Below are 20,570 nucleotides of genomic sequence, written 5' to 3'. Positions count from 1 at the left end.
ACCCTCACGCCCCTTCATCCAGCGCCACCAGCTCGCGCTTTTTGCGCAGCGCCGGCAACAGCGGCGCCACCAGCAGCACCAGCGCCAGTACGAGACACGCCGCCGAGATCGGACGCTGCACAAAGGTCCAGAGGTCGCCCTGCGACAGGATCAGCGACTTGCGCAGATTGTTCTCCAGCATCGGTCCGAGCACGAAGGCGAGCACCAGCGGGGCCGGCTCATAGCCGAGCTTGCGCATGAAATAGCCGATGATACCGAACGCGATCATCACATAGACGTCGAACACGTTGTTGCTCGAGCAGTACACGCCGATGATCGTGAACAGGATGATCAGGGGGAAGAGAATGTTGTAGGGCAGCTTGAGCAGCTGCACCCACATGCCGATCATCGGCAGATTGAGGATCAGCAACATCACGTTGCCGATATACATGCTGGCGACGATGCCCCAGAACAGGCCGGGGTTTTGCGTGATCAGCAGCGGTCCCGGCTGAAGGCCGTGGATGACGAAAGCGCCGAGCAGTAGCGCCATCACCACGTTTGGCGGGATGCCCAGCGTCATCAGTGGGATGAACGCGCCGCCGGCTGCCGCGTTGTTGGCGGATTCTGGGCCTGCGACGCCTTCGATCGCGCCATGGCCAAAACGCTCCGGCGTTTTCGACAGCCGCTTCTCCAGCGCATAGGACGCGAACGAGGCCACCACCGCGCCACCGCCCGGCAGGATGCCGAGCAGGAAGCCGAGCAAGGTGCCGCGCGCGACCGGGCCGGCGCTCGCCTGCCAATCGGCCTTGGTGGGCAGGAGTTGCGTAATCCTGGCGTTGATGATGTCGCGCTTGATCGCCTGCTCGATGTTGAGCAGCACCTCGGCGACCCCGAACAGGCCCATCACGACGGGGACGAGTCCGATACCGTCGATCAGCTCCATGCGGCCGAATGTCAGCCGCGGCTGCGCCGTGATGCTGTCGAGCCCGATCAGTCCGAGCACGACACCGGTGCATGCCATCAACAGCGCCTTCGGCATCGAGCCCTGGGTGAGGAAGGTGAGCACCACGAGGCCCAGCACCATCAGGCTGAAATACTCGGCCGGGCCAAACGCGATCGCAATGCCCGCAAGCCGAGGCGCCACCAGCATCAGCGCGACCAGCGAAAACGTGCCGGCGATGAAGGAACCGAAGGCAGAGATGCCTAGCGCAGGGCCAGCTCGGCCCTGCTTCGCCATCTGGTGGCCGTCGATACAGGTGACGACGGAAGCTGCTTCGCCGGGGATGTTGACCAGGATCGAGGTGGTCGAGCCGCCATACATCGAGCCGTAATAGATGCCCGCCATCATGATGATGCCGGACTCCGGCGTTCCCGACAGCGTCACCGGAAGCAACAGCGACATCGCCGAGATCGGTCCGATGCCCGGCAGTACGCCGACCAGCGTGCCGATGAAGACGCCAATGAAGCAATAGAGCAGGTTGATCGGTAGCAGCGCGACGCCAAACCCGTGCGCGACGTTGACGAGCGTGTCCATGCGGCTAACCCATCCCGAACAGGCCCGAGGGCAACTGGATCAGCAGCACCCGCTCGAGCACCCACCACATCCCGAGCGGCACCAGCACCGCGACCGGGATCGCCAGTGTCCAGCGCACGGGATCGATCAACCGTAACAAGAGCAGCATCAACGGGATCGACGATAACAGGAATCCCAGCGGCTCCAGGGCAAAGGAGAATGCGGTGAGGCAGGCGATGACGAGGAGTGGTTTGCCCCAGCTCACATGATCCCAGCGTGAGGCCAGCGTCGGGCCGCCCTCCGTGATGGCCGAAATGATGATGCTGACCGCGAAAACGCACATCAAGATGCCCGTGTAGAACAGCACGTAGCCGGAGCCGGGGTCGTTGATGGTGCCGAGCTTGAGCTTAACGCCCTGCCAGATCACGAAGCCGCCCAGCGCGAGCCCGATCAACCCGCCCCAGAGTTCGGAGTTGTTGAGGCGGAGTTTGACGTTGGCTTTGTCGTTCATAGACACCCTCTCGGCCGTTCCCCGCATCTGCGGCGCAGCGCGAAGCGCTGCGCCGCAGATCCGGGGTCCATAGATGCGTGGCAAATGTAGATCCCGGACGCGACGCAGCGCTGGAGAAGCGCTGCACGGCGTCCGAGACATAAAAGTGGCTCAATCCTACTTCTTCGCAAGCCCGAGCGTGTCGATCACCTTGCGCTCTGACTCCGTGACCTCGACGACGAACTTCCTGTAGTCCTCGGTATTCTTGTAGCTCGGCACCATGTCGTATTTGGCGAGCGTGGCGATCACCGCGGGGTCCTCGACCGCCTTCTTGAAGGCGTCGTGCAGCTTGGCGACGATCTTGGGATCCATGCCCTTGGGTCCTGCGATGCCGAACGGGGAATCAAAGACCATGGGATAGCCGAGCTCCTTCAGCGTCGGCACGTCAGGATAGTTCGGCGACCGCGCGCCGGTCCACACCATGAGAAGCTTCAGCTTGCCGGCGTCGACCAAGGGCCGCCAACCGGTGGAGTCGGCTTGCAGCATGGTGTGTTGGCCGAGTACCGCGGCGTTGGTCTCTGCCCCGCCCTTGAACGGCACCTGCGTGAGCTTGATGCCGGACATCGCGGCGATCTGCTCCATGCCGATATGAAGCGAGGTGCCGGTGCCCGGCGTCGCGTAGGTCACCTTGCCCGGATTTGCCTTCGCGAACGCAACCACGTCTTTCCAGGACTTGAACTGCGACTCCGCGCTGGTGGTTACGCCGAAGGTGTAGCCGGTGAGATGAATGATGTAGGTAAAATCTTTTGCCGGATCCCACGACACCTCCTGCATCAGGGGCAGGCGGAAGACGGTGATCGGAAGCTGTGAGATGGTGTAGCCGTCCGGCTTCGCGGCCGCGGCCATGGTGGCAGGTCCGACCGTGCCGCCGCCGCCCGCCTTGTTGTCGATCACGATCGGCTGCCCCAGGACCTTGGAGGCGCTGTCGGCGATCGCGCGCATCGAGATGTCGGTCGATCCGCCGGCCGGCCATGGCACGATCAGCGTCACCGGTTTGGTGGGATAGTCCTGCGCACCGGCGGCGGTTGCGAGCAACGCGCTCACGACGGTATGCATGGCGGCAAACGCGATAGTCTTCAGCCCGTATCGCGACATCGAAATTCCTCCCTCGCAGTGGCCTCGTTCGGGCCGCCGCTCCTCATTTTTATGACGGGATTGTCCTCGAAATCATGGGAGAAGAAAAGCGCGTTGCGCGGCGGCTCCACGGGGGCGAGACGGTGATTCCGGCGAAAAACGCACGTGCGACAATTGGTCGTTTGGAAGCGTGCCGAGATACGGAATTTGCCGTCGGCGGAGCCTTTACGCCACGCGGCGGACTGCGTTCAGCGTCTCGATCATGCGCTCGACTTCGGCGGCCGGGCAGGGCTTGCCGAAATAATATCCCTGCACGTCGGTGCAGCCGCATTCGCGCACGAAATCGAGTTGCTCCGCCGTCTCCACACCTTCCGCCGTGGTCTCGACGCCGAGCACCGAGCCAAGGCTGGCGATGGTGCGGACGATCGCCACGCTCTCCGGGCTTTCGCCGAGGGTGCCGACGAAGGAGCGGTCGATCTTGATGCGGTCGAACGGGAATTTGCGCAGATAGCTCAGCGAGGAATAGCCGACGCCGAAATCGTCGAGACTGACACGCACCCCTAACGCGCGGAGCTGGTGCAGGATCTCGATCGTCGCCTCGCTGTCGTCGAGCAGCGCCGTCTCGGTGACCTCGAGCTCGAGCCGGTGCGGCGGCAGGCCGGCCTCCGCAAGCGCGCTCGTGACCATCGCCACCAGCCCGCGCGCGCGCGGAACTGCACCGGCGACAGGTTCACCGCGACGGTGAGATCGGGCCAGGACACGGCAGTCGCGCACGCCGTGCGCAGCACCCATTCGCCGATCGGAACGATCAACCCGTTCTCTTCCGCGATCGGGATGAATTCGGCCGGCGAGACGACGCCGCGCGACGGATGTTTCCAGCGCAGCAGCGCTTCGAAGCCGGTGAGCTCGGTCGAGTCGAGCCGCACCTGCGGCTGGAACACCAGGTGGAATTCCCGTGCCTCCAGCGCGCCGTGCAGGTCGTGCTCCAGCGCGTGCCGGCTCCGGGCCTCTTGCTCCATCTCTGGCTCGAACAGTTGATAGGCGCCGCGCCCCTTGGCCTTGGCCTGGTACAGCGCGAGGTCGGCGCATTTCATCAGCTCGTCGGCATCGAGCCCGTGCTCGGGCGCGATTGCGATGCCGACGGAGACGCCGACATGGATCGACTGGTTCTCCAGCGGCGGCGGGTGACCGATGACCTCAACCAGGCGGCGTGCGAGCTTTTCCGCCGATTGCGGCTGCGGTCCGCGCTGGAGAACGGCGAATTCGTCGCCGCCGAGCCGCGCGACGGTGTCGTGCTCGCCGACATTCTCTTTCAGCCGCGCCGCGACCCAGCGCAACAGCCGGTCGCCGGCCGCGTGGCCGAGGCGGTCGTTGACGGTCTTGAAATTGTCGAGGTCGAAGCACAGCACCGCCATCGCGCCGCCGGCGATCGCGACCTGGTTCAGCCCCTCGCCCATCTTCTCGCGGAACAGCGTGCGGTTGGGCAGGTCAGTGAGCGAATCGTGCAGGGCCATGTGCGCCACGCGGGCCTGCGCCTTGTGGCGCTCGGTGACGTCCTCATAGGTGACGACCCAGCCGCCTTGCTCCATTCGCTTGTGATTGAGCTTGATGATGCGGCCGTCGCTCAGATGGTGGTGCAGCGTGTGCTCGCCCTCGCGCAGCCTCTCGACATAGTCGGCATAGAGCCGCGCGGCGGTGGTATTCGGATGGATGCCGAGGTCGCAGCTGTGCTCCATGATCTCGCGCATCGAGACGCCCGGCTTCACCAATTCGGGCGACAGTCCGTACATCTCGATATAGCGGCGGTTGCAGACGATCACGCGCAGGCTCGGATCGAGCATGCACAGGCCCTGGCTCATGTTGTTCAGAGCCGCGTCGAAGCGCCGATACTGCTCGCTCAACTCCTCGACCGCCTGCTCGCGCTCTGTGATGTCCTCATAGGTGGCAACGAAGCCGCCCTCGGCCAGCGCGCAATAGCGCACCGAGATCATGGTGTCGTTCGACATGCGCCGGCGCGTCGGCGAGGAGTCACGGTCGGCGATCCTCGCGCTGGCGGCTTCCAGGAGCTGCTGCGGACTATATTCGGATGAGAACGCGCCGTTCGTCATCGAGCGCTCGATCAGCTCGCCGAGATGCGTGCCGGGTTTGGTCTCCTCCGGCGACAGCCGATAGATTTTCCGGTAGGTGATATTGCAGACGCGCAGGCGCATGTCGCTGTCGTAGAAGGCGAGCCCGTGCGCCATGTTCTCCAGCGCGGCATCGAGGATGAAGTTCTGCTGCCTCAGCGTCTCCTCGTATTGCAGCCGCTCGGTGACGTCTTCGTGCACCGTCACCCAGCCGCCGTCGGGCAGGAAACGGGAGACCGCCTGCACCATCCGTCCGTCGTAGCGCATCACCAGCAGGGTTTTTGCCTTCCTGGCGCACACGTCCTTCAGCCTGGTGTCGTGGAATTCCTCGGCCGACATCCCTGGCAGGTTGCCGCGCGAAAGCCAGTGATCGATGGCCTTGCCGTGCGTGACGCCCGGCTTAACGATTTCCGGGTCGAGGTTGTAGAGGTTCAGGAAACGTTCGTTGCAGACGACGACGCGGCTGTCGGAATCATACATGATGAGCCCGTGCGACATGTTCGCGAGTGCGTGCTGGCTGCGCTCGGTCTGCACGTGCAGCTCCGCCTCGAGCCGGGCGAGGCGGCTGACGTCGTCGCAGATCGTCATCCAGCCGCCGCCGGGGAGCGGCTTCAGCTCGAGTGCCATGACGAGGCCGCTTGCCAGATGCTGCTCCGTTCGGAACGGTTGACCGTCCGCGATCTGCTTCATGCGCCTGGCATAGAGCGCATCGAGGTCGTTCGCCGGGAAGTTGCCGAGCTCAGCGCTATGAGCGAGCACGTCGCGATAGCTCGTGCCGATCCGCACGATCTCGGCCGACATGTTGAACAGCGTGAGGTAGCGCTGATTGACCAGCACGATCCGGTTGGCGGCATCGTAGACGCAGACGCCTTGCTCCATGTGGTCGAGCGCAAGCTGGCTCAGTCCGACGAGGGCCTCCGGGCCCTCTTCGCGGCGTGCATCAAGCTCGTTGGCGCGGATCGACGTCATGGGGCGGCGGGGTCTCGGCGGGCAATAGACTTAACGCAGCGTAATTCAGTCGCTGAGGGTAGCGAAGAGGCGGGAAAATTCCCTTACGCGCCGTAGTTTACGGAGGATGACCGGCGGTGCAGAGAGCGTGTATGCCGACATCTGAATGGTGAGGTCTTACCACCAGCCCGGACCTTATCGCCGTCATCCTGAGGTGCCGGAGCGAAGCGGAGGCCTCGAAGGGCGACGGCCCGGCTGCATCCCGGCCGTCCATCCTTCGAGGTTCGCCGCGCTGCGCACGGCGAGCACCTCAGGATGACGGGGCCAGAGCGCAGTCTCCGTACCGCTCTACGGCCCGTACAGGACGAGCTCCGTATCAGTGAGGTCGGCGAGCTGTGGCCGGTGCGGGCCCTTGAAATATTTGCGGCCACGCCGCTCGGTGTAGATGCCGACGAGGCCGGGAACCGGGCCATTGGAATCGATGGCAACCGAGATCTTGCCGAGCCGCAGCAGCAGCCGGCCGATGCGGCCCGCGCATTCGGTGTATTCGGCGGCGTTGCGACAGTAGATCAGCTTCATCGCGGGAGGCGCAATGAAGCCGCGGCGGATGCGCACCGGTTGCAGGATGAAAGGGAACGTTCCCTTCGGCGTGCGGCACACGAGGCTGAGGCAATTGTAGCGCGCGTGCCGCGTCAAGAGCTCGGTCTCGGGTTCGGAAAGTCCATCGATCATCTTGGCGTGCTGCGAGATGACCTCGATCTTGCTCCAGCGCGGCGCGCGCGCCAACGCAGGTACCGAGAAGAATATGCCGCGGCAATAGGCGCGAAAGCCCTGCGTCTCGATGATCGGCCAGGTCCACCGCGCCGGGCTGATGTTGAGATAGGTAACGTCCTTGTGCCGCTGCGCGATCTTGGTCAGGAGCGGGGCGTAGTTGCGGTAGGCCGGATCGACGTACCAGCTCGACAAATTGCACTGGACGGCGGTCTCGCCGCCGTCCTTCTGCGCCGTGTAGATCAGCAGCAGCACGCCGACCGGCGTGCCGTCATTGTCGAGCATGTAGCCGAAGCGCGGGTAACCTTCCGGCACGGGCCGGAAGGCCTGCCGGCGCAGGCCCTGGATCCAGTAGTTGCGCGAGCGGCCCACGAAGCCGCGTGTCAGCACGTCCGCGACTGCCTCGACGTCGGACTCGGTGATCTCGCGGCATCGGACCTTGGTGTGGATCACGCTGGTTTTTCCCGTGGAAATGACCGGCCTCGTTCCGTTAGCGCCAGCCTTCGCCATGGGCATCGGCTGCGGCCCGCGACTGCAGGCCCATGATCTCCCGCACCTTGGCGGGCCAGGCGGAAAGATCGGTGCCGTGGGTGTGGAACATGGCGACGGCCAGGCGGTCCATGCCGAAGGCGACGCAGCCCGTGTGGGCCGGCTGGCCATTGGCGTCCTGGATGTCCCAGGTCGTGCCGAAATGCTCGCGGTGATAGTTGAAGCTCATGCAGGCGGTCGGCTGCTCTTCCGAGCGCAGCGGGATCAGCAGCTCGAACTTGAGCTGCTGCTGCTTCTGGCTCACCGCCTTCATCTGGCCGACGCGACCGAAGAAGGGGTCGCTGGCATAGTCGACGCGGAAGGTGAGACCGAGATCGGTCGCGATCGCCTGCGCGCGCACCATCCAGCGCTCGCGGAAATCGGCGACGTCATCGGGGCTGCCGATGCAGACATATTCCCGCATCCGGAACGATTGCAGCCGGTCGAGATGCTTTGACGGCTCACGGCGGAAGCAGTCGGCGGCGACGTCGAAACGCAGGCCACCCTTCGGCAGCGGGCCGCGGCTCGCCGCGATCGGATAGACGGGATAGCAGGCCGCCGGCGACAGCACGAGGTCTGCCGGCGAGAGCGAGCTGGTCCAGTCGCCGCCGGCATCGAAGCGGCTTACCGCGGCGTTGATCTCGCGCTCGGTGCCGTGCAGGCCACAGACGCAGCCGAGCAGGTTCGGAAAGCTCTTGAGATAGCCGGACTTCTCGAGCTGTGAACGGCTCATCACCGGCGGGAAGCGCATCACCTCGGTGCCGGCCTCGCGATGGCTCGTGATCAGTGCGGCGAGCCGCTCGACGATTCCCTCATAGAGCGCGGTGCGGGCGTAGACGCCGTCCGAGCCCATGGAGTGGAACAGCTTGTCGGCGAGATGATCGAGCGGATCGGCCATTTGCGGCGCGGTCTCGGGCGAATTGGGGAGGACGGCAATGTTCATGGTTCGATGTCCTGCTATCTCAAAATTGTTCTTGTTGGTTTAGTCGCCAAGGTACGTCAGTCACGCCAAGGCACGTCAGGCACGAAGAGGCACGTCAGTCATGAAGGCTGGTCGGCACGCCGCTCATCAGGGTCGATGTCGCGGCATTGGCCAGAATGCGGTCGTTGTTGATCATAATTGGCGACGACAGCACGTCGCGCAGGTGACGGCCCATGGTGAACTCACCGTCGTTGCGGTAACCGGAAAGGCCTGCGGTGCGCATCGCATGCATCACGGTCTCGACCGCGAGCTCCGAGGCCTGCACCTTCAGAAGCGTGATCGAAGACTGGAAGTCGAGCGAGCCGAGCGCGCGTTCGTCGTGTTCGGCACGGGCGAAGGTGTCGATATTGGCTGATATCAGTGCACGCAGCTTGGCGAGCGACATCTTGGCGGCGGTGAAATGCGCGGCCGCCGGCGGCATCTGACCACCCGAGGTGCGGGCCGCCTTGCGGACAAAGGCCTGCGCACGGGTAACTGCGGCTGCAGCGATACCAGCCCAGGCCGAGGACCAGCACAGATGCGCGAACGGCGTCATGGTCTGGGCGTGGATCTTGTCATAGGATTCCGGGAAGACGCGGTCGGCGGGGCAGTCGACCTTCAACTCGAAACCGGTCGAACAGGTGCCGCGCATGCCGAGCGTTTCCCAGCCCAGCGTCCGCTTCAGCGAATAATCGTCCCGGGCGAGCGCCAGCAGCACCTGGTCGGACGCAGAAGCATTGGTGGCGCGGCGGGCGATGGTGACGAGGCCGTCGGCCTCGGCGCCGTAGGAGATCACGGTGGCGTCTCGCACGAGCGAGACGGTATCGCCGGCGTGGTCGACCGCAGCCGCGCTGGCGCGGATATTGCCGCCGTTCTGCCCTTCGGTGGTGGAGGAGGCCAGCAGCCACTGGTCGCGCGCGACCCGGCGCATCATGGTTTCCATCCAGGGAATGCCGTGACCGTGCCTGACGACGCAGGCGACCTTTGTCGTGTGCATCGCGTAGACCATCGCCGTGGAGGCGCAGGCGCGTCCGAGCGCGTAGCAGATATCGGTGACGTCGTGGATCGAGGCGCCGAAGCCGCCGAACTCGACCGGGATCATGACGCCGAGCAGCTTCTGCTCGCGCGCGACCTCGAAAGCCTTGTGGGGGAAGCGGGCGTCGCGATCGACCCCGTCTGCGTCGGCTGCCGCCGCGGTGGCGGTCCGGGCGGCGCGCTCGACGAGGGAAGGACCCTGCTCGAGATAGCTCGTCTGCGTCTCGTCGACAGTGAGGACTGCTTCACGCACGTTCATACTCGTCCGCCTCCGGTTTGCCGTTCGGGATCGCCGGCATCATTCGCGATGCCGCTTGAGCGATCCTCCGACCATCTTTGCTTATGAGATGAGGCTACGGATTTAATTCAAATTCGTCGATGAAATAGAGGGTAAACAAAGTCCAATTCCGAACAAGCAGTTAAGGTCGGGTTGTTTGCACCGCCCGGATTTCCGCGATCGCGTTAGGGATCTGTAAGAGGACAGAATTCCAGACAATCTGAGTCATCGTTTACTAAGAAACGCGAAGTAATGGTGGCGTCCATTGCGGGATCGGCCCGCCGTGCCCATCGTAGCCGGCAACCGGTCCGACCTTTAACAGACAGATGGGAATTTGCCGATGCAAGGCTTCGATACCGAATTGCGCAATCGCGTCATCAAGCTGGTGAAGGGCATTCTCGCACAGAATTCGCTTGCCGCTGACGTCACGCCGCAGGCCAAGCTCGTCGACGTCGGCCTGACCTCGATGGACATGGTCAATCTGATGCTCGGCGTCGAAGCCGAGTTCGACTTCACGATTCCCCAGTCCGAGATCACACCGGAGAACTTCCAGTCCATCGAGACGCTGGAGCGAATGGTCGCGACCCAGCTGCAGCCGGCGACCGCGGCCTAGTCAGCCCCTCCGGGGGCGACACGGAATATGCGGCGTCGCTCCTCACAGCATCGACATCCCGCCCACCACCCCCGTTCCAAAAGCGTCGCAAAACTGGCATAGCTTCTCCACGGGATCGCGATGGCGCGAACGGGGTGGAGCAGGCATGACGCAGGCGGTACTGGGCATCATAGGAGGTTCCGGCATCTACGATCTGCCGGGACTCGAGGACGCTCGCGAAGAGGTGATCAAGAGCCCCTGGGGTGAGCCGTCGGCGTCCTTGCGGCGCGGCTCCATGGCCGGCCTGCCGATCGTGTTCCTGCCGCGCCATGACAAAGGCCACCGGCTGTCGCCTTCCGACATCAACTATCGCGCCAATATCGACGTCCTGAAGCGCGCCGGCGTCACCGACCTGATCTCGCTGTCGGCCTGCGGCTCATTCAGGGAGGAACTGCCGCCCGGCACCTTTGTTCTCGTCGACCAGTTCGTTGATCGCACCCACAAGCGCGAGAGCTCGTTCTTCGGCCGGGGCTGCGTCGCGCATGTGTCGATGGCGCACCCGGTCTCGCCGCGCTTGCGTATTCATCTTGCCGTGGCCGCTGAAGCCGAGGGCATCGCGTTTGCGCGCGGCGGCACCTATGTCTGCATGGAGGGACCGCAATTCTCCACCTATGCGGAAAGCATGACCTACAAGACACTGGGCTATTCCGTGATCGGCATGACCAATATGCCAGAAGCGAAACTCGCGCGAGAGGCCGAGCTTTGCTACGCCACCGTCGCGATGGTGACGGATTTCGACTGCTGGCATCCCGATCATGACGCCGTCACCGTGCAGGACATCATCCGCGTGCTCAGCTCGAACGCCGACAAGGCGAAGGCGCTGGTGGCGCGGCTGGCCAAGGATTTCCCGCGCGAGCATGAGCCGTGTCCGATCGGTTCGGACCGTGCGCTCGACGCCGCGCTCATCACCGCGCCCGAGGCGCGCGATCCCGAACTTTTGAAGAAGCTCGATGCGGTGGCCGGCCGCATCCTGCGCGCGTGATACGAAAGGCAGAATGCCATGAAGGTCGACGGCAAGCATTTCCGCAGCATCTGGCGTGAGCGCGACGGCTGGTCGGTCGGCGCGATAGACCAGCGCCGGCTGCCACATGAGTTCATCGTTGCAAAGCTGGTCTCTTGCGAGGACGCGGCCCTCGCCATCCGCGACATGCTGGTGCGCGGTGCGCCGCTGATCGGCGCGACCGCAGCTTACGGCATGGCGCTCGCGATGCGCGAGGGTGCCTCGGACGCCGGTCTGCAGCGCGCTTACGATACGCTCGTGATGGCGCGGCCGACCGCGATCAATCTGAAATGGGCGCTGGACGAGATGCGCGCGACGCTCGCGCCGGTTGATCCGCTCGAACGCGCGGAGGCCGCCTATGCGCGCGCCGACGAGATCGTCGAGCAGGACGTCGAGATCAACCGGGGCATCGCCCTCAATGGCCTGAAACTCATCGAGGCGATCGTCGCAAGGAAGAAGCCGGGCGAGACCGTCAATTTGCTGACGCATTGCAATGCCGGCTGGCTTGCCACCGTCGACTGGGGCACGGCAACAGCGCCGATCTATCTGGCGCATGAGCGCGGCATCAAGGTCCATGTCTGGGTCGACGAGACGCGCCCGCGCAACCAGGGTGCCTCGCTCACGGCCTGGGAGCTCGGCCATCACGGCGTGCCGCATACGGTGATTGCCGACAACACCGGCGGGCATCTGATGCAGCATGGCATGGTCGATCTCGCCATCGTGGGCACCGATCGCGTTGCCGCCAATGGCGATGTCTGCAACAAGATCGGCACTTATCTGAAGGCGCTCGCCGCGCACGACAATAACGTGCCGTTCTATGTCGCGCTGCCATCGCCGACGATCGATTTCGCGGTTGATGACGGCATCCGCGACATCCCGATCGAGCAGCGCAGCGGCACGGAGGTCACCGACATGACCGGCCGCACCGCGGATGGACGGCTGGAGACGGTGCGGATCGTGCCGGAGGGCTCGCCGGTCGCGAACTACGCGTTCGACGTGACCCCGGCGCGGCTCGTCACCGGCCTCATCACCGAGCGGGGCGTGCTGAAGCCGGATCGTGCGTCGCTCGCCGCGGCGTTTCCGGAGCGGATCGCTGCGGCGGCGGCTGATTAGGATGTGTAATCCCTCACCCTGAGGAGCCGCTCTTGCGTGGCGTCTCGAAGGGCGAGGGGCACGAGCGGAGCCTTCATCCTTCGAGACGCGCGCAAGGGCGCGCTCCTCAGGATGAGGGTTTGTAAGCGTCGCTAGCTCAGCCTTAATCCCGTCGCGGCTTCCAGTTCGGCGATCGCCTGGGCGCCGCTGGTGACCTTGATCGTGGTCATGCCCATCTCGCGCGCGGGCTTCAGATTGACGCCGAGATCGTCGAGATAGACGCAGTTGTTCGGATCAACCTTCAGCGTCTCGACCATCAGCTGATAAATGCGCGGGTCGGGCTTGCGCAGGCCGATCTTGGCGGACTCGATGACATGGTTGAACAGCACCATCACCTCGGCGACATAGAGTGAGCGCCCGGTCATGCTGCCGATCGCATTGGCCGGCAGATTGTTGGTAATGCAGCCGGTCTTGAATTGCGCCTTGATGCGCTTCAGCGCCTCGACCATCTCGGGGCGCAGATCGCCCTGCAGCAGCGGCAGCACGTCACGCCCGCGCACTTCCGCGCCGAGCGCCAGTGACTCCGTCGCGAACAGCTTGTCGAATGTGTCGATATCGACTTCGGCGCGCTCGAACTTGGCCCAGGCGTTTTCCAGATGATTGGCGGCGTTGGTCCGCCGGATGATGTCGATGGGCAGGCCGCGTTCCGCCTCGTACCGCGCGAACGCTTCGAATGGCGAACTCGTCAGCACACCGCCAAAATCAAAGATCACAGCCTCGATCGTCACTGCCCTGCCCTCGTCAATTCCTTTCCAAGAGCGCTAGCATGCGCTATCGGCAAGGACCAGTCCGAAGCGATCCTCCGCATTCACCGACGCCAAAGCGTGTTCCCATGAAGAAGCTTGCAACCCTCATCACAGCCGCTCTGCTGCTCGCCACGCCCGCTTATGCCATCGTGGGTGGCGGCACGCCGCAGACCGATGGTGCCGCGCGCGCAGTCGTCACCATCGTCGGCTCGCGCGGTAATTTCTGCACGGGCAGCCTGATCGCGCCAAAGCTGGTGCTGACGGTCGCCCACTGCGTGCAGTCCGGCGCGGACTACAAGATTGTCGATCGCGGTGCCGACGGTCAGCCGCAATTACTGAATGTGCGCACCGTTGCGATCCATCCGAACTTCAACATGCAGGCGATGCAGGCGCACCGCGCCACCGCGGACGTGGCATTGCTGCAACTGGAAATTCCACTCAAGGGAAAATCGACGGTGCCGGTCGGCGCGCCGACTATTCCGATCCAGGTCGGCAGCCGCTTCGTCGTCGCCGGCATCGGCGTCACCGTGCGCGGCGATGGCAAGAGTGGCGGTGTGACGCGTGTCGCCGGTCTCGTTGCCACAGGGCAGCCCGGCACGCTCCAGATCCGGCTGGTCGATCCGGTAACTAACGGTGTTCGCGACGGAATTGGCGCCTGCACCGGCGATTCCGGCGGCCCGGTGTTCGAGGACAAGCCGAACGGGCCTGTGCTTGTCGGCGTCATCAGTTGGTCCACCGGGCCGAACGGCGCCGCCGGCTGCGGCGGATTGACCGGGGTCACGCCGCTCACGCTCTATCGCGACTGGATATTGCAGACCGCGCGGGGCTGGGGTGCGGCGCTGTGATTTGACCGCGATTTGATCTATGTCATTTTAAAGCGGAAGCGCGATGGGCGACCACGCCCGTCGCGGAGGAAACGCGCCGTCTGGTCAAGGGCGGCCACAAAAACAAGCAAGGCAAGTAGCAACAATGAATGTCGCTGTTCGCAGTCACGCCACGACCAAACAAGCTTCTGAACATTTCGATGTGCTGATCGTCGGCGCCGGCATCTCTGGCATCGGCAGCGCCTATCACATGACAAAGCAGCTTCCGGGCGCGAGCTTCGTCATCCTGGAAACGCAGGCGACGTTCGGCGGCACCTGGACCACGCATCGCTATCCCGGCATCCGCTCGGACAGCGATCTCCACACCTTCGGTTATAGCTTCAAGCCCTGGGTCGGACCGCCCATCGCAACCGCCGAGGAAATCCTCACCTACATGAACGAGGTGATCGACGACAACGATATCGCCCGCCACATCCGCTATAAGCACAAGATCATTTCGGCGAGCTGGTCGAGCGAGCAGAATCTCTGGACCATCGAGGCGGTGACGACCGACACCGGCGAATCGAAAACTTTCACGGCGAACTTCCTCTGGATGTGCCAGGGCTATTACCGCCATTCGGAAGGCTACACGCCGGAATGGAAGGGCACGGACCGCTTCAAGGGCCGCATCGTTCATCCGCAGACCTGGCCTGAAGATATCGACCTCACGAACAAGAAGGTCGTCGTGATCGGCTCGGGAGCGACGGCCGCAACGCTGGTTCCGAATATCGCGGACAAATGCGCGCATGTCACCATGCTGCAGCGGTCGCCGACCTATTTTCGTCTCGGCCGCAACGCAATCGAGATTGCGGAGGAGCTGCGCAGGCTTCAGGTCGACGAGGAATGGATCCACGAGATCGTCCGGCGCAAAATCCTGTTCGAGCAGGACGCGTTCACCAAGCTTTGCCTGTCAAAACCAGAGCAGGTGAAGCAGGAGCTGATCGGCCAGATCAGCGCGGTGCTCGGTCCGGACTACGATGTCGACACACATTTCACGCCGAGCTACCGGCCGTGGCGGCAGCGCATCGCCTTCGTGCCCGATGCCGATCTGTTCAAGGGCATCGCCAGCGGCAAGGCGTCCGTCGTCACCGACGAGATCGAGTGCTTCGTCGAGAACGGCATCCAGCTCAAATCGGGCAAAGTGCTGGAAGCGGACATCATCGTCACCGCGACCGGCTTCCATCTCGCAGCGCTCGGCGACATTGCCTTCGAGATCGACGGCAAGCCGCTTGCCTTCGGCGACACCGTGACCTATCGCGGCATGATGTTTACGGGCGTGCCGAACCTGGTTTGGGTGTTCGGCTATTTCCGCGCCAGTTGGACGCTGCGCGTCGATCTCGTCGCCGACTTCGTCTGTCGCCTGCTCGGACACATGAAGGGGAAGGGCGCGAAGAAGGTCGAGGTGAGCTTGCGCCCTGAGGACCACAACATGCCGATCCTGCCCTGGATCGATCCGGAAAACTTCAACCCGGGCTACATGATGCGCAACATGGACCTGCTGCCGAAGCGCGGCGACAAGCCGGAATGGCAGCACAGCCAGGACTACTGGACCGAGAAGGACGAAATCCCGAAGACGGATCTGGATGACGCGGCGTTTGTGTATGGGTGAGGATAGCTTGTGCTAGCGGCGGACGACGCCATTTATTCGACTAGCAACGTCTCACCTCATTCGTAGCAAGACTACGAATTCCGCCGCGTCGCATTGGTCGCAATCGCCGCCGCGGCGGTGCGGTTCTCCACGCCGAGCTTGGCGTAGATCTGCTTCAGATGCTTGTCGACCGTGCGCGGGCTCAAGCCCAGAATCTGCGCGATGTCGCGGTTGGTTTTGCCTTTGCTGAGCCAGGCCAGCACCTCGCCTTCGCGGGTGGTGAGGCCGAGCTCGCTGGTGCCGGCAAGCAGCACTATCTCGACGTCACCATTGGCGCCATAGGCCATCGCGCGCATGAAACAGCGCGTGCGCGAGCTGACCCGGCGCAGTGCCGGACGAAGCCTCGCGCAGGTGTGCAAACCGCGCTGCCGAACAACCACTTCAAACGGCTGGGAGTCCCCAAACTTGCCAGTTGACCTAAGCCCATCGAACCGCCCGGTGCGGACCCGCATGCCGGGTGGTGTGGCAGGGACGCGGAGATACCATCTCCGCGCCTCTATGCCGATTGAAGTTGAAGACGTCATGGCTGGCGACGAACGTCGCTCTGGGCTGCCAACCATCAATGTGAACGGCCGTACACGCGCGTAGACATTCTGACGCAGGACCACGCGTGTGGAATGCGAATTTATGGTGCAAAACCGTGGCGCGGTTGCAACATCATCTGCTGAATCAACCCAAATTGTACCTCGGACAGCTATTCCGCGGATTCCGTAGTTTGATGGAGGGAACTAGTCGCTTAGTTTGCCGGCGGCGCGGCTGAGGCGCCGCTAACGAGGGCGCTGAGGTGGAGTTTCGATCGCAGTCGGGCGGACAGAACCGGCTGCGCATGGGTGCTGCCGGGTCGTCCGTCGTTGCGGTTCTGTTCGGCCTCTGCTTGTCGATGCACCCCGCCGGCGCGCAGCAGGTCTTCAACGGATCGCAGACCACTCCGAACGGTGCCATCAACGGCGGCGGCGGGGTGTGGGACACGACCATCACGAATTGGAGCGACGCCTTCGGTTCGACCAGCAGCGCCTACGATCCTGCGTCAGCCGGCACGATATTCGGCTACTCGGGAGTCTCGACACCGGCCACGGCCGGCACCGTGACGGTCGCGCCAAGTGGCGTCCAGCTCACTGGTCTCGTGGGTTTCGACCTCACCGCCGACAATTCGGTCTACACCATCCAGGGCGGCGACCTCCGGCTGGCCTCGGGCGGCACCATGATTTTCACCAACGATGTCACCGGCACGGCGGATCCGTCGGCCGTGCTCGCCTCGCGCATCACCGGTAGCGGCGGGATCAACGTCCAAGGGCCCGGGATCCTGGCGCTGCTCGGCGCCAACACCTATGCCGGCGACACTTTCATCTGCTCTTGCGCGGCGTTGCAGCTTGGCGACGCGACCCACACCGCGAGCATCATCGGTGCCGTCGTCAACGACGGTCTCTTCAATGTCGTCAATGCCGACACGTCGGGCATCACGTCGCTCCTGAACGGATTGTCTGGCGTGACGATGTTCCTCAACGCGACCTCCGCCAGCTCTATGATCATCACCAACAACGGCCGGCTGTACTTTGGCGATCCGTTCGGGACCGGAATCGACACCGCCACGGCCGGCCGGGCGACCATCACCAATGATGGCTCGATCGGCTTCTTTGGCCGGACCAATGCAGGTTCGGCCAGCATCACCAACCAGAGTGGCGGCATCACCGCATTCATCGATCAAGCCTCGGCGGGCTCGGCGACCATCGTGAACAAGGACCTTGGCGGCACGAGCTTCGGCGCCGTGCCGGGAAGCACCGCGACCGCCGACAACGCAACAATCATAAACGATGTCGACGGCCAGACCGCTTTCGGCGCATTGTCGACGGCCGGCAATGCCACCATCATCACTAAGGATGGCGGCGCGACCAAGTTCTACGACAATTCCACAGGCGGCAACGCGCGCTTCATCACCACCGGCACAGGCATCGTTGACTTTGGGATCAGCCTCGGCCCGCATGGTGACGGACGCATCACGGCCGGTTCGATCGAAGGCAATGGCACCTACTATATCGGCGGTGGCAACACGCTCGCCGTCGGTAGCAATAATCGCTCGATGCTGGTCGACGGGGTCATCGGCGACTACGATCCCTGCGGGTGCGGTTTCATCGGCTCCGGCTCTCTTGAAAAAGTAGGCAGCGGAACGCTGATCCTCTCCGGCACCAATACCTACACCGGTACCACGACGGTGAATGGCGGCATCCTGCGAGTCGATGGTGACATCTCCCAATCGAGCCTGACCACCGTGAAGGCGGGCGGCGCACTGTTCGGCGCCGGGATCGTCGGTAACACCACCATTGCTGCCGGCGGCATCTATGCGCCCGGCGACGGCGGGCCGGGCTCGAGCATGGCGGTTCTCGGTGACCTCGCGTTCCAGTCTGGCGCGCTCTACCTCGTGCAGGTCGGTAGCGGAACCACCGCCAGCTTTGCCAATGTTTTCGGCAACGCCGGCCTGAATGGCACCGTCGGCGTCTCGCTGTACGCTGGCAGCACCATCTTGCCGCAATACAAGATCATGCAGTTTTCCGGCGCTGCCACCGATAACTTTGCCGGTGTCGCCGCTCCCGGCGGCCTGATTGGTACGACGACCGTAGATCCTGCCGGCACTGTCTATCTCAATTTCACACTGGACTATGGCGCGAAATACGCCCTCAACGTCAATCAGAAGAACGTCGCCACCACGCTTCAGAATTTCTTCAACGCGAACGGCTTTCTGCAAGCGGAATTCGCGGGCCTCGGCCCGGCCGGCCTGACACAGGCCTCCGGCGAGCCGGCGACGGGTTCGCAGCAGGCGACCTTCAGCGCGATGAACCTGTTCCTCGGCCTGCTCACCGACGTGTTTGGCTCGGGGCGTAGCGGGACGCCGGGTGCGACGCCCTTCGCCGACGAGACGAGCGCGAACGCGTATGCCGCGACCGGCAAGAGCGCACGCGACGCCCTTGCCTCGATCTATCGCAAGGCGCCGCCGGCGAATTTCGAACAACGTTGGGACGTGTGGGCTGCCGGCTATGGTGGCTCGCAGACCAGCGACGGCAATGCCGGCCTCGGCTCAAACAACACCAGCAGCAGCGTCTACGGGACCGCCGTCGGCCTCGACTACCGCTTCTCGCCGTCGACGATCGCCGGCTTTGCCGCTTGCGGGCGGGGCGACCGGCTTCAACGTCAACGGGCTCGGCTGGGGCCGCTCCGATCTGTTCCAGGCCGGCGTCTTCGTGCGTCATACCGCCGGACCAGCCTATATCACGGCCGCGCTGGCCTATGGCTGGCAGGACGTCACGACCAACCGCATCGTCACCGCCGCGGGTGTCGATCAGTTGCGTGCGCAGTTCAACGCCAACGCGCTCTCGGGCCGTATCGAGGGCGGCTATCGCCATGCCTCGCAGTGGATCGGCCTCACGCCCTATGCGGCGCTCCAGGCCACCGTGTTCAGCCTTCCGAGCTATTCAGAGTTCGCGGTGGTCGGCAGCAACGTCTTCGCGCTGAATTATGCCGCCAACGACGTGACCAGCACCCGCACCGAGCTCGGCCTGCGCGCGGACAAGTCATTCGCCGCGGCCGGCGGCCTGATGACTCTGCGCGGCCGCGTCGCCTGGGCGCATGACTACAATCCGGATCGCACCGTCGGTGCGGTCTTCCAGACGTTGCCGGGATCGGCATTCGTGGTGAACGGCGCCGCTCAGGCGCACGATTCCGCGCTGACCACAGCGGCGGTGCAGATGAGCTGGATGAACGGCTGGTCTGCGTCGGCGACCTTCGAGGGCGAGTTCTCGAACGTCACCCGCTCCTACGCCGGCAAAGGTGTCGTTCGCTACGCCTGGTAGGCTTTACCGCTTCTGCTGCGTAGGCTTGCGCGGCGGGCGCGGGGCGGCGGCGGGGGCGGACGTCCCGCTCATCTTGTTGGCGGCCTCGCTGACGTCGAGCAGCGAGCGACGGATGTCCTCGAGGAAATTCGCCGATTTCTTTCTCATGGTGTCGGCGAGCTCGTGCAATCCCTGTATCTTTTCGAACAGCTCATCCGCCTTGCCATCGGCGAAGCCGGGCACTACGCCCTCGATCTTTGTGACCGCCTTGTCGAAGCCCGCGAAAGCGCTGTCGACCTTGGCCATGACGGAATCGATTTCGCCGCCCTTGCTCCTGAGATCGGCGGTGTAGTTCTCGAACGTGCGCAGGCCCTCCTTGATCGCCGGGGCGTTGCTGACGATGGTGCGATCGACACTATGCAGGGTGTTGACGATGGATTCGGCGTCGCTGAGATCGGCGGTCAGCACGGGGATGCCGTCGGCGTCGAGCGGCACCGGCGGAGCGGAGGGGGCGCCGCCGATCAGCGACACCGCGGCGACGCCGGTAAGGCCTTGGAACTCGATGCCGGCCACAGTGTCCTTGCGGATCGGCGCTGCATTATCGAGCGACACGAGCGCCACGACCTTGCGGGGATTGTCGAGCTTGATCGACAGGATCTGGCCGGCGGGAACACCGTCGAAATTGACCGGCCCGCCGCGGCGCAGTCCGCTGGCCGAACCGCCCTCGAACACCACGCGCAACTGGCTGCGGCTCTGGGCGGTGCGCCATTTCTGCACGCCAAGCAGGCCGCCGAACGCCACGGCGATCACCGCCAGCGTCGCCGTTCCGATCACCAGATTGCTCGCGCGTGCCATGCAGGGTGATTTTACGGCCAAAGCGGGGAAGTTGGAAGGATGATGCTGCGGCCGTAATCCTAAGTGGGACG

General features: G+C 64.0%; 15 protein-coding genes and 2 pseudogenes. 6 read left to right on the top strand and 11 right to left on the bottom strand.

Annotated elements, in window-relative coordinates; translation table 11 throughout:
• Positions 1-4: 4 nt before the first annotated feature.
• The 8 genes from ABIB00_RS02925 to ABIB00_RS02890 all read right to left on the bottom strand — a co-directional run bounded on the left by ABIB00_RS02925 (position 5) and on the right by ABIB00_RS02890 (position 9,744).
• Positions 5-1,513 carry a tripartite tricarboxylate transporter permease gene (locus tag ABIB00_RS02925; RefSeq protein WP_354048114.1) on the bottom strand — a complete coding sequence of 503 codons (1,509 nt, stop codon included), beginning with the start codon at positions 1,511-1,513 and terminating at the stop codon, positions 5-7.
• 4 nt (positions 1,514-1,517) lie between these two features.
• The gene (locus ABIB00_RS02920) at positions 1,518-2,003 is read right to left on the bottom strand and encodes a tripartite tricarboxylate transporter TctB family protein (protein WP_354103318.1); all 486 of its coding nucleotides are present in this window, start codon (positions 2,001-2,003) and stop codon (positions 1,518-1,520) included.
• Between the two features lie 156 nt (positions 2,004-2,159).
• Complete coding sequence (locus ABIB00_RS02915) at positions 2,160-3,137, bottom strand: tripartite tricarboxylate transporter substrate binding protein (protein ID WP_354103317.1); 978 nt, start codon at positions 3,135-3,137, stop codon at positions 2,160-2,162.
• 204 nt (positions 3,138-3,341) lie between these two features.
• On the bottom strand, positions 3,342-3,773 hold the full coding sequence (locus tag ABIB00_RS02910; protein WP_354103411.1) for an EAL domain-containing protein: 432 nt from the start codon (positions 3,771-3,773) through the stop codon (positions 3,342-3,344).
• The gene (locus ABIB00_RS02905; RefSeq protein WP_354103316.1) at positions 3,677-6,211 is read right to left on the bottom strand and encodes a PAS-domain containing protein; all 2,535 of its coding nucleotides are present in this window, start codon (positions 6,209-6,211) and stop codon (positions 3,677-3,679) included. The genes ABIB00_RS02910 and ABIB00_RS02905 overlap by 97 nt, the downstream gene beginning before the upstream one ends.
• Positions 6,212-6,538: 327 nt before the next feature.
• Entirely contained in the window at positions 6,539-7,414 is an 876-nt protein-coding gene (locus tag ABIB00_RS02900) for an acyl-CoA acyltransferase (RefSeq protein ID WP_354103315.1), read from the bottom strand.
• A gap of 37 nt (positions 7,415-7,451) precedes the next feature.
• Positions 7,452-8,432, bottom strand: a complete 981-nt coding sequence (locus tag ABIB00_RS02895) for an amino acid--[acyl-carrier-protein] ligase (RefSeq protein ID WP_354103314.1) — start codon at positions 8,430-8,432, stop codon at positions 7,452-7,454.
• Between the two features lie 94 nt (positions 8,433-8,526).
• Positions 8,527-9,744 (bottom strand): acyl-CoA dehydrogenase family protein, encoded by a 1,218-nt coding sequence (locus ABIB00_RS02890; protein WP_354103313.1) that lies wholly within the window; start codon positions 9,742-9,744, stop codon positions 8,527-8,529.
• A gap of 358 nt (positions 9,745-10,102) precedes the next feature.
• Here ABIB00_RS02890 and ABIB00_RS02885 point away from each other — a divergent pair, with 358 nt between their 5' ends.
• The 3 genes from ABIB00_RS02885 (at position 10,103) to mtnA (ending at position 12,527) form a co-directional block, all read left to right on the top strand.
• Positions 10,103-10,375 carry a phosphopantetheine-binding protein gene (locus ABIB00_RS02885; RefSeq protein ID WP_247351734.1) on the top strand — a complete coding sequence of 91 codons (273 nt, stop codon included), beginning with the start codon at positions 10,103-10,105 and terminating at the stop codon, positions 10,373-10,375.
• Positions 10,376-10,520: 145 nt separating this feature from the next.
• Positions 10,521-11,396: an S-methyl-5'-thioadenosine phosphorylase gene (locus ABIB00_RS02880; protein WP_247442138.1), complete on the top strand. Its 876-nt coding sequence runs from the start codon at positions 10,521-10,523 to the stop codon at positions 11,394-11,396.
• 18 nt (positions 11,397-11,414) lie between these two features.
• Positions 11,415-12,527, top strand: coding sequence for an S-methyl-5-thioribose-1-phosphate isomerase (gene mtnA, locus ABIB00_RS02875; RefSeq protein WP_354103312.1), 1,113 nt, complete (start codon positions 11,415-11,417; stop codon positions 12,525-12,527).
• Positions 12,528-12,658: 131 nt separating this feature from the next.
• Here mtnA and ABIB00_RS02870 read toward each other — a convergent pair whose 3' ends face one another.
• Positions 12,659-13,294, bottom strand: coding sequence for an HAD-IA family hydrolase (locus ABIB00_RS02870; RefSeq protein ID WP_354103311.1), 636 nt, complete (start codon positions 13,292-13,294; stop codon positions 12,659-12,661).
• Between the two features lie 104 nt (positions 13,295-13,398).
• Here ABIB00_RS02870 and ABIB00_RS02865 point away from each other — a divergent pair, with 104 nt between their 5' ends.
• Positions 13,399-14,157: a S1 family peptidase gene (locus ABIB00_RS02865; RefSeq protein ID WP_354103310.1), complete on the top strand. Its 759-nt coding sequence runs from the start codon at positions 13,399-13,401 to the stop codon at positions 14,155-14,157.
• Positions 14,158-14,281: 124 nt separating this feature from the next.
• A complete protein-coding gene (locus ABIB00_RS02860) occupies positions 14,282-15,784 on the top strand; it encodes a flavin-containing monooxygenase (protein ID WP_354103309.1) in 1,503 nt (500 codons plus the stop codon).
• 71 nt (positions 15,785-15,855) lie between these two features.
• On the opposite strand, the pseudogene ABIB00_RS02855 reads toward ABIB00_RS02860, so the two are convergent.
• Positions 15,856-16,062 (bottom strand): annotated as a pseudogene (locus ABIB00_RS02855) (response regulator transcription factor); the annotation flags it as partial.
• A 587-nt stretch (positions 16,063-16,649) separates the two neighbouring features.
• On the opposite strand from ABIB00_RS02855, the pseudogene ABIB00_RS39050 reads away from it, so the two are divergent.
• Positions 16,650-19,665 (top strand): annotated as a pseudogene (locus ABIB00_RS39050) (autotransporter outer membrane beta-barrel domain-containing protein).
• Positions 19,666-19,668: 3 nt separating this feature from the next.
• Here the strand turns inward: ABIB00_RS39050 and ABIB00_RS02840 are convergent.
• A complete protein-coding gene (locus ABIB00_RS02840; RefSeq protein ID WP_354103308.1) occupies positions 19,669-20,499 on the bottom strand; it encodes an MlaD family protein in 831 nt (276 codons plus the stop codon).
• Between the last annotated feature and the right edge of the window lie 71 nt (positions 20,500-20,570).

It is taken from the genome of Bradyrhizobium sp. LB14.3, assembly GCF_040547985.1.
Taxonomy (GTDB): domain Bacteria; phylum Pseudomonadota; class Alphaproteobacteria; order Rhizobiales; family Xanthobacteraceae; genus Bradyrhizobium.
Note: the sequence above shows the minus strand (reverse complement) of the source record. Positions and strands in the feature narration are given on the sequence as shown.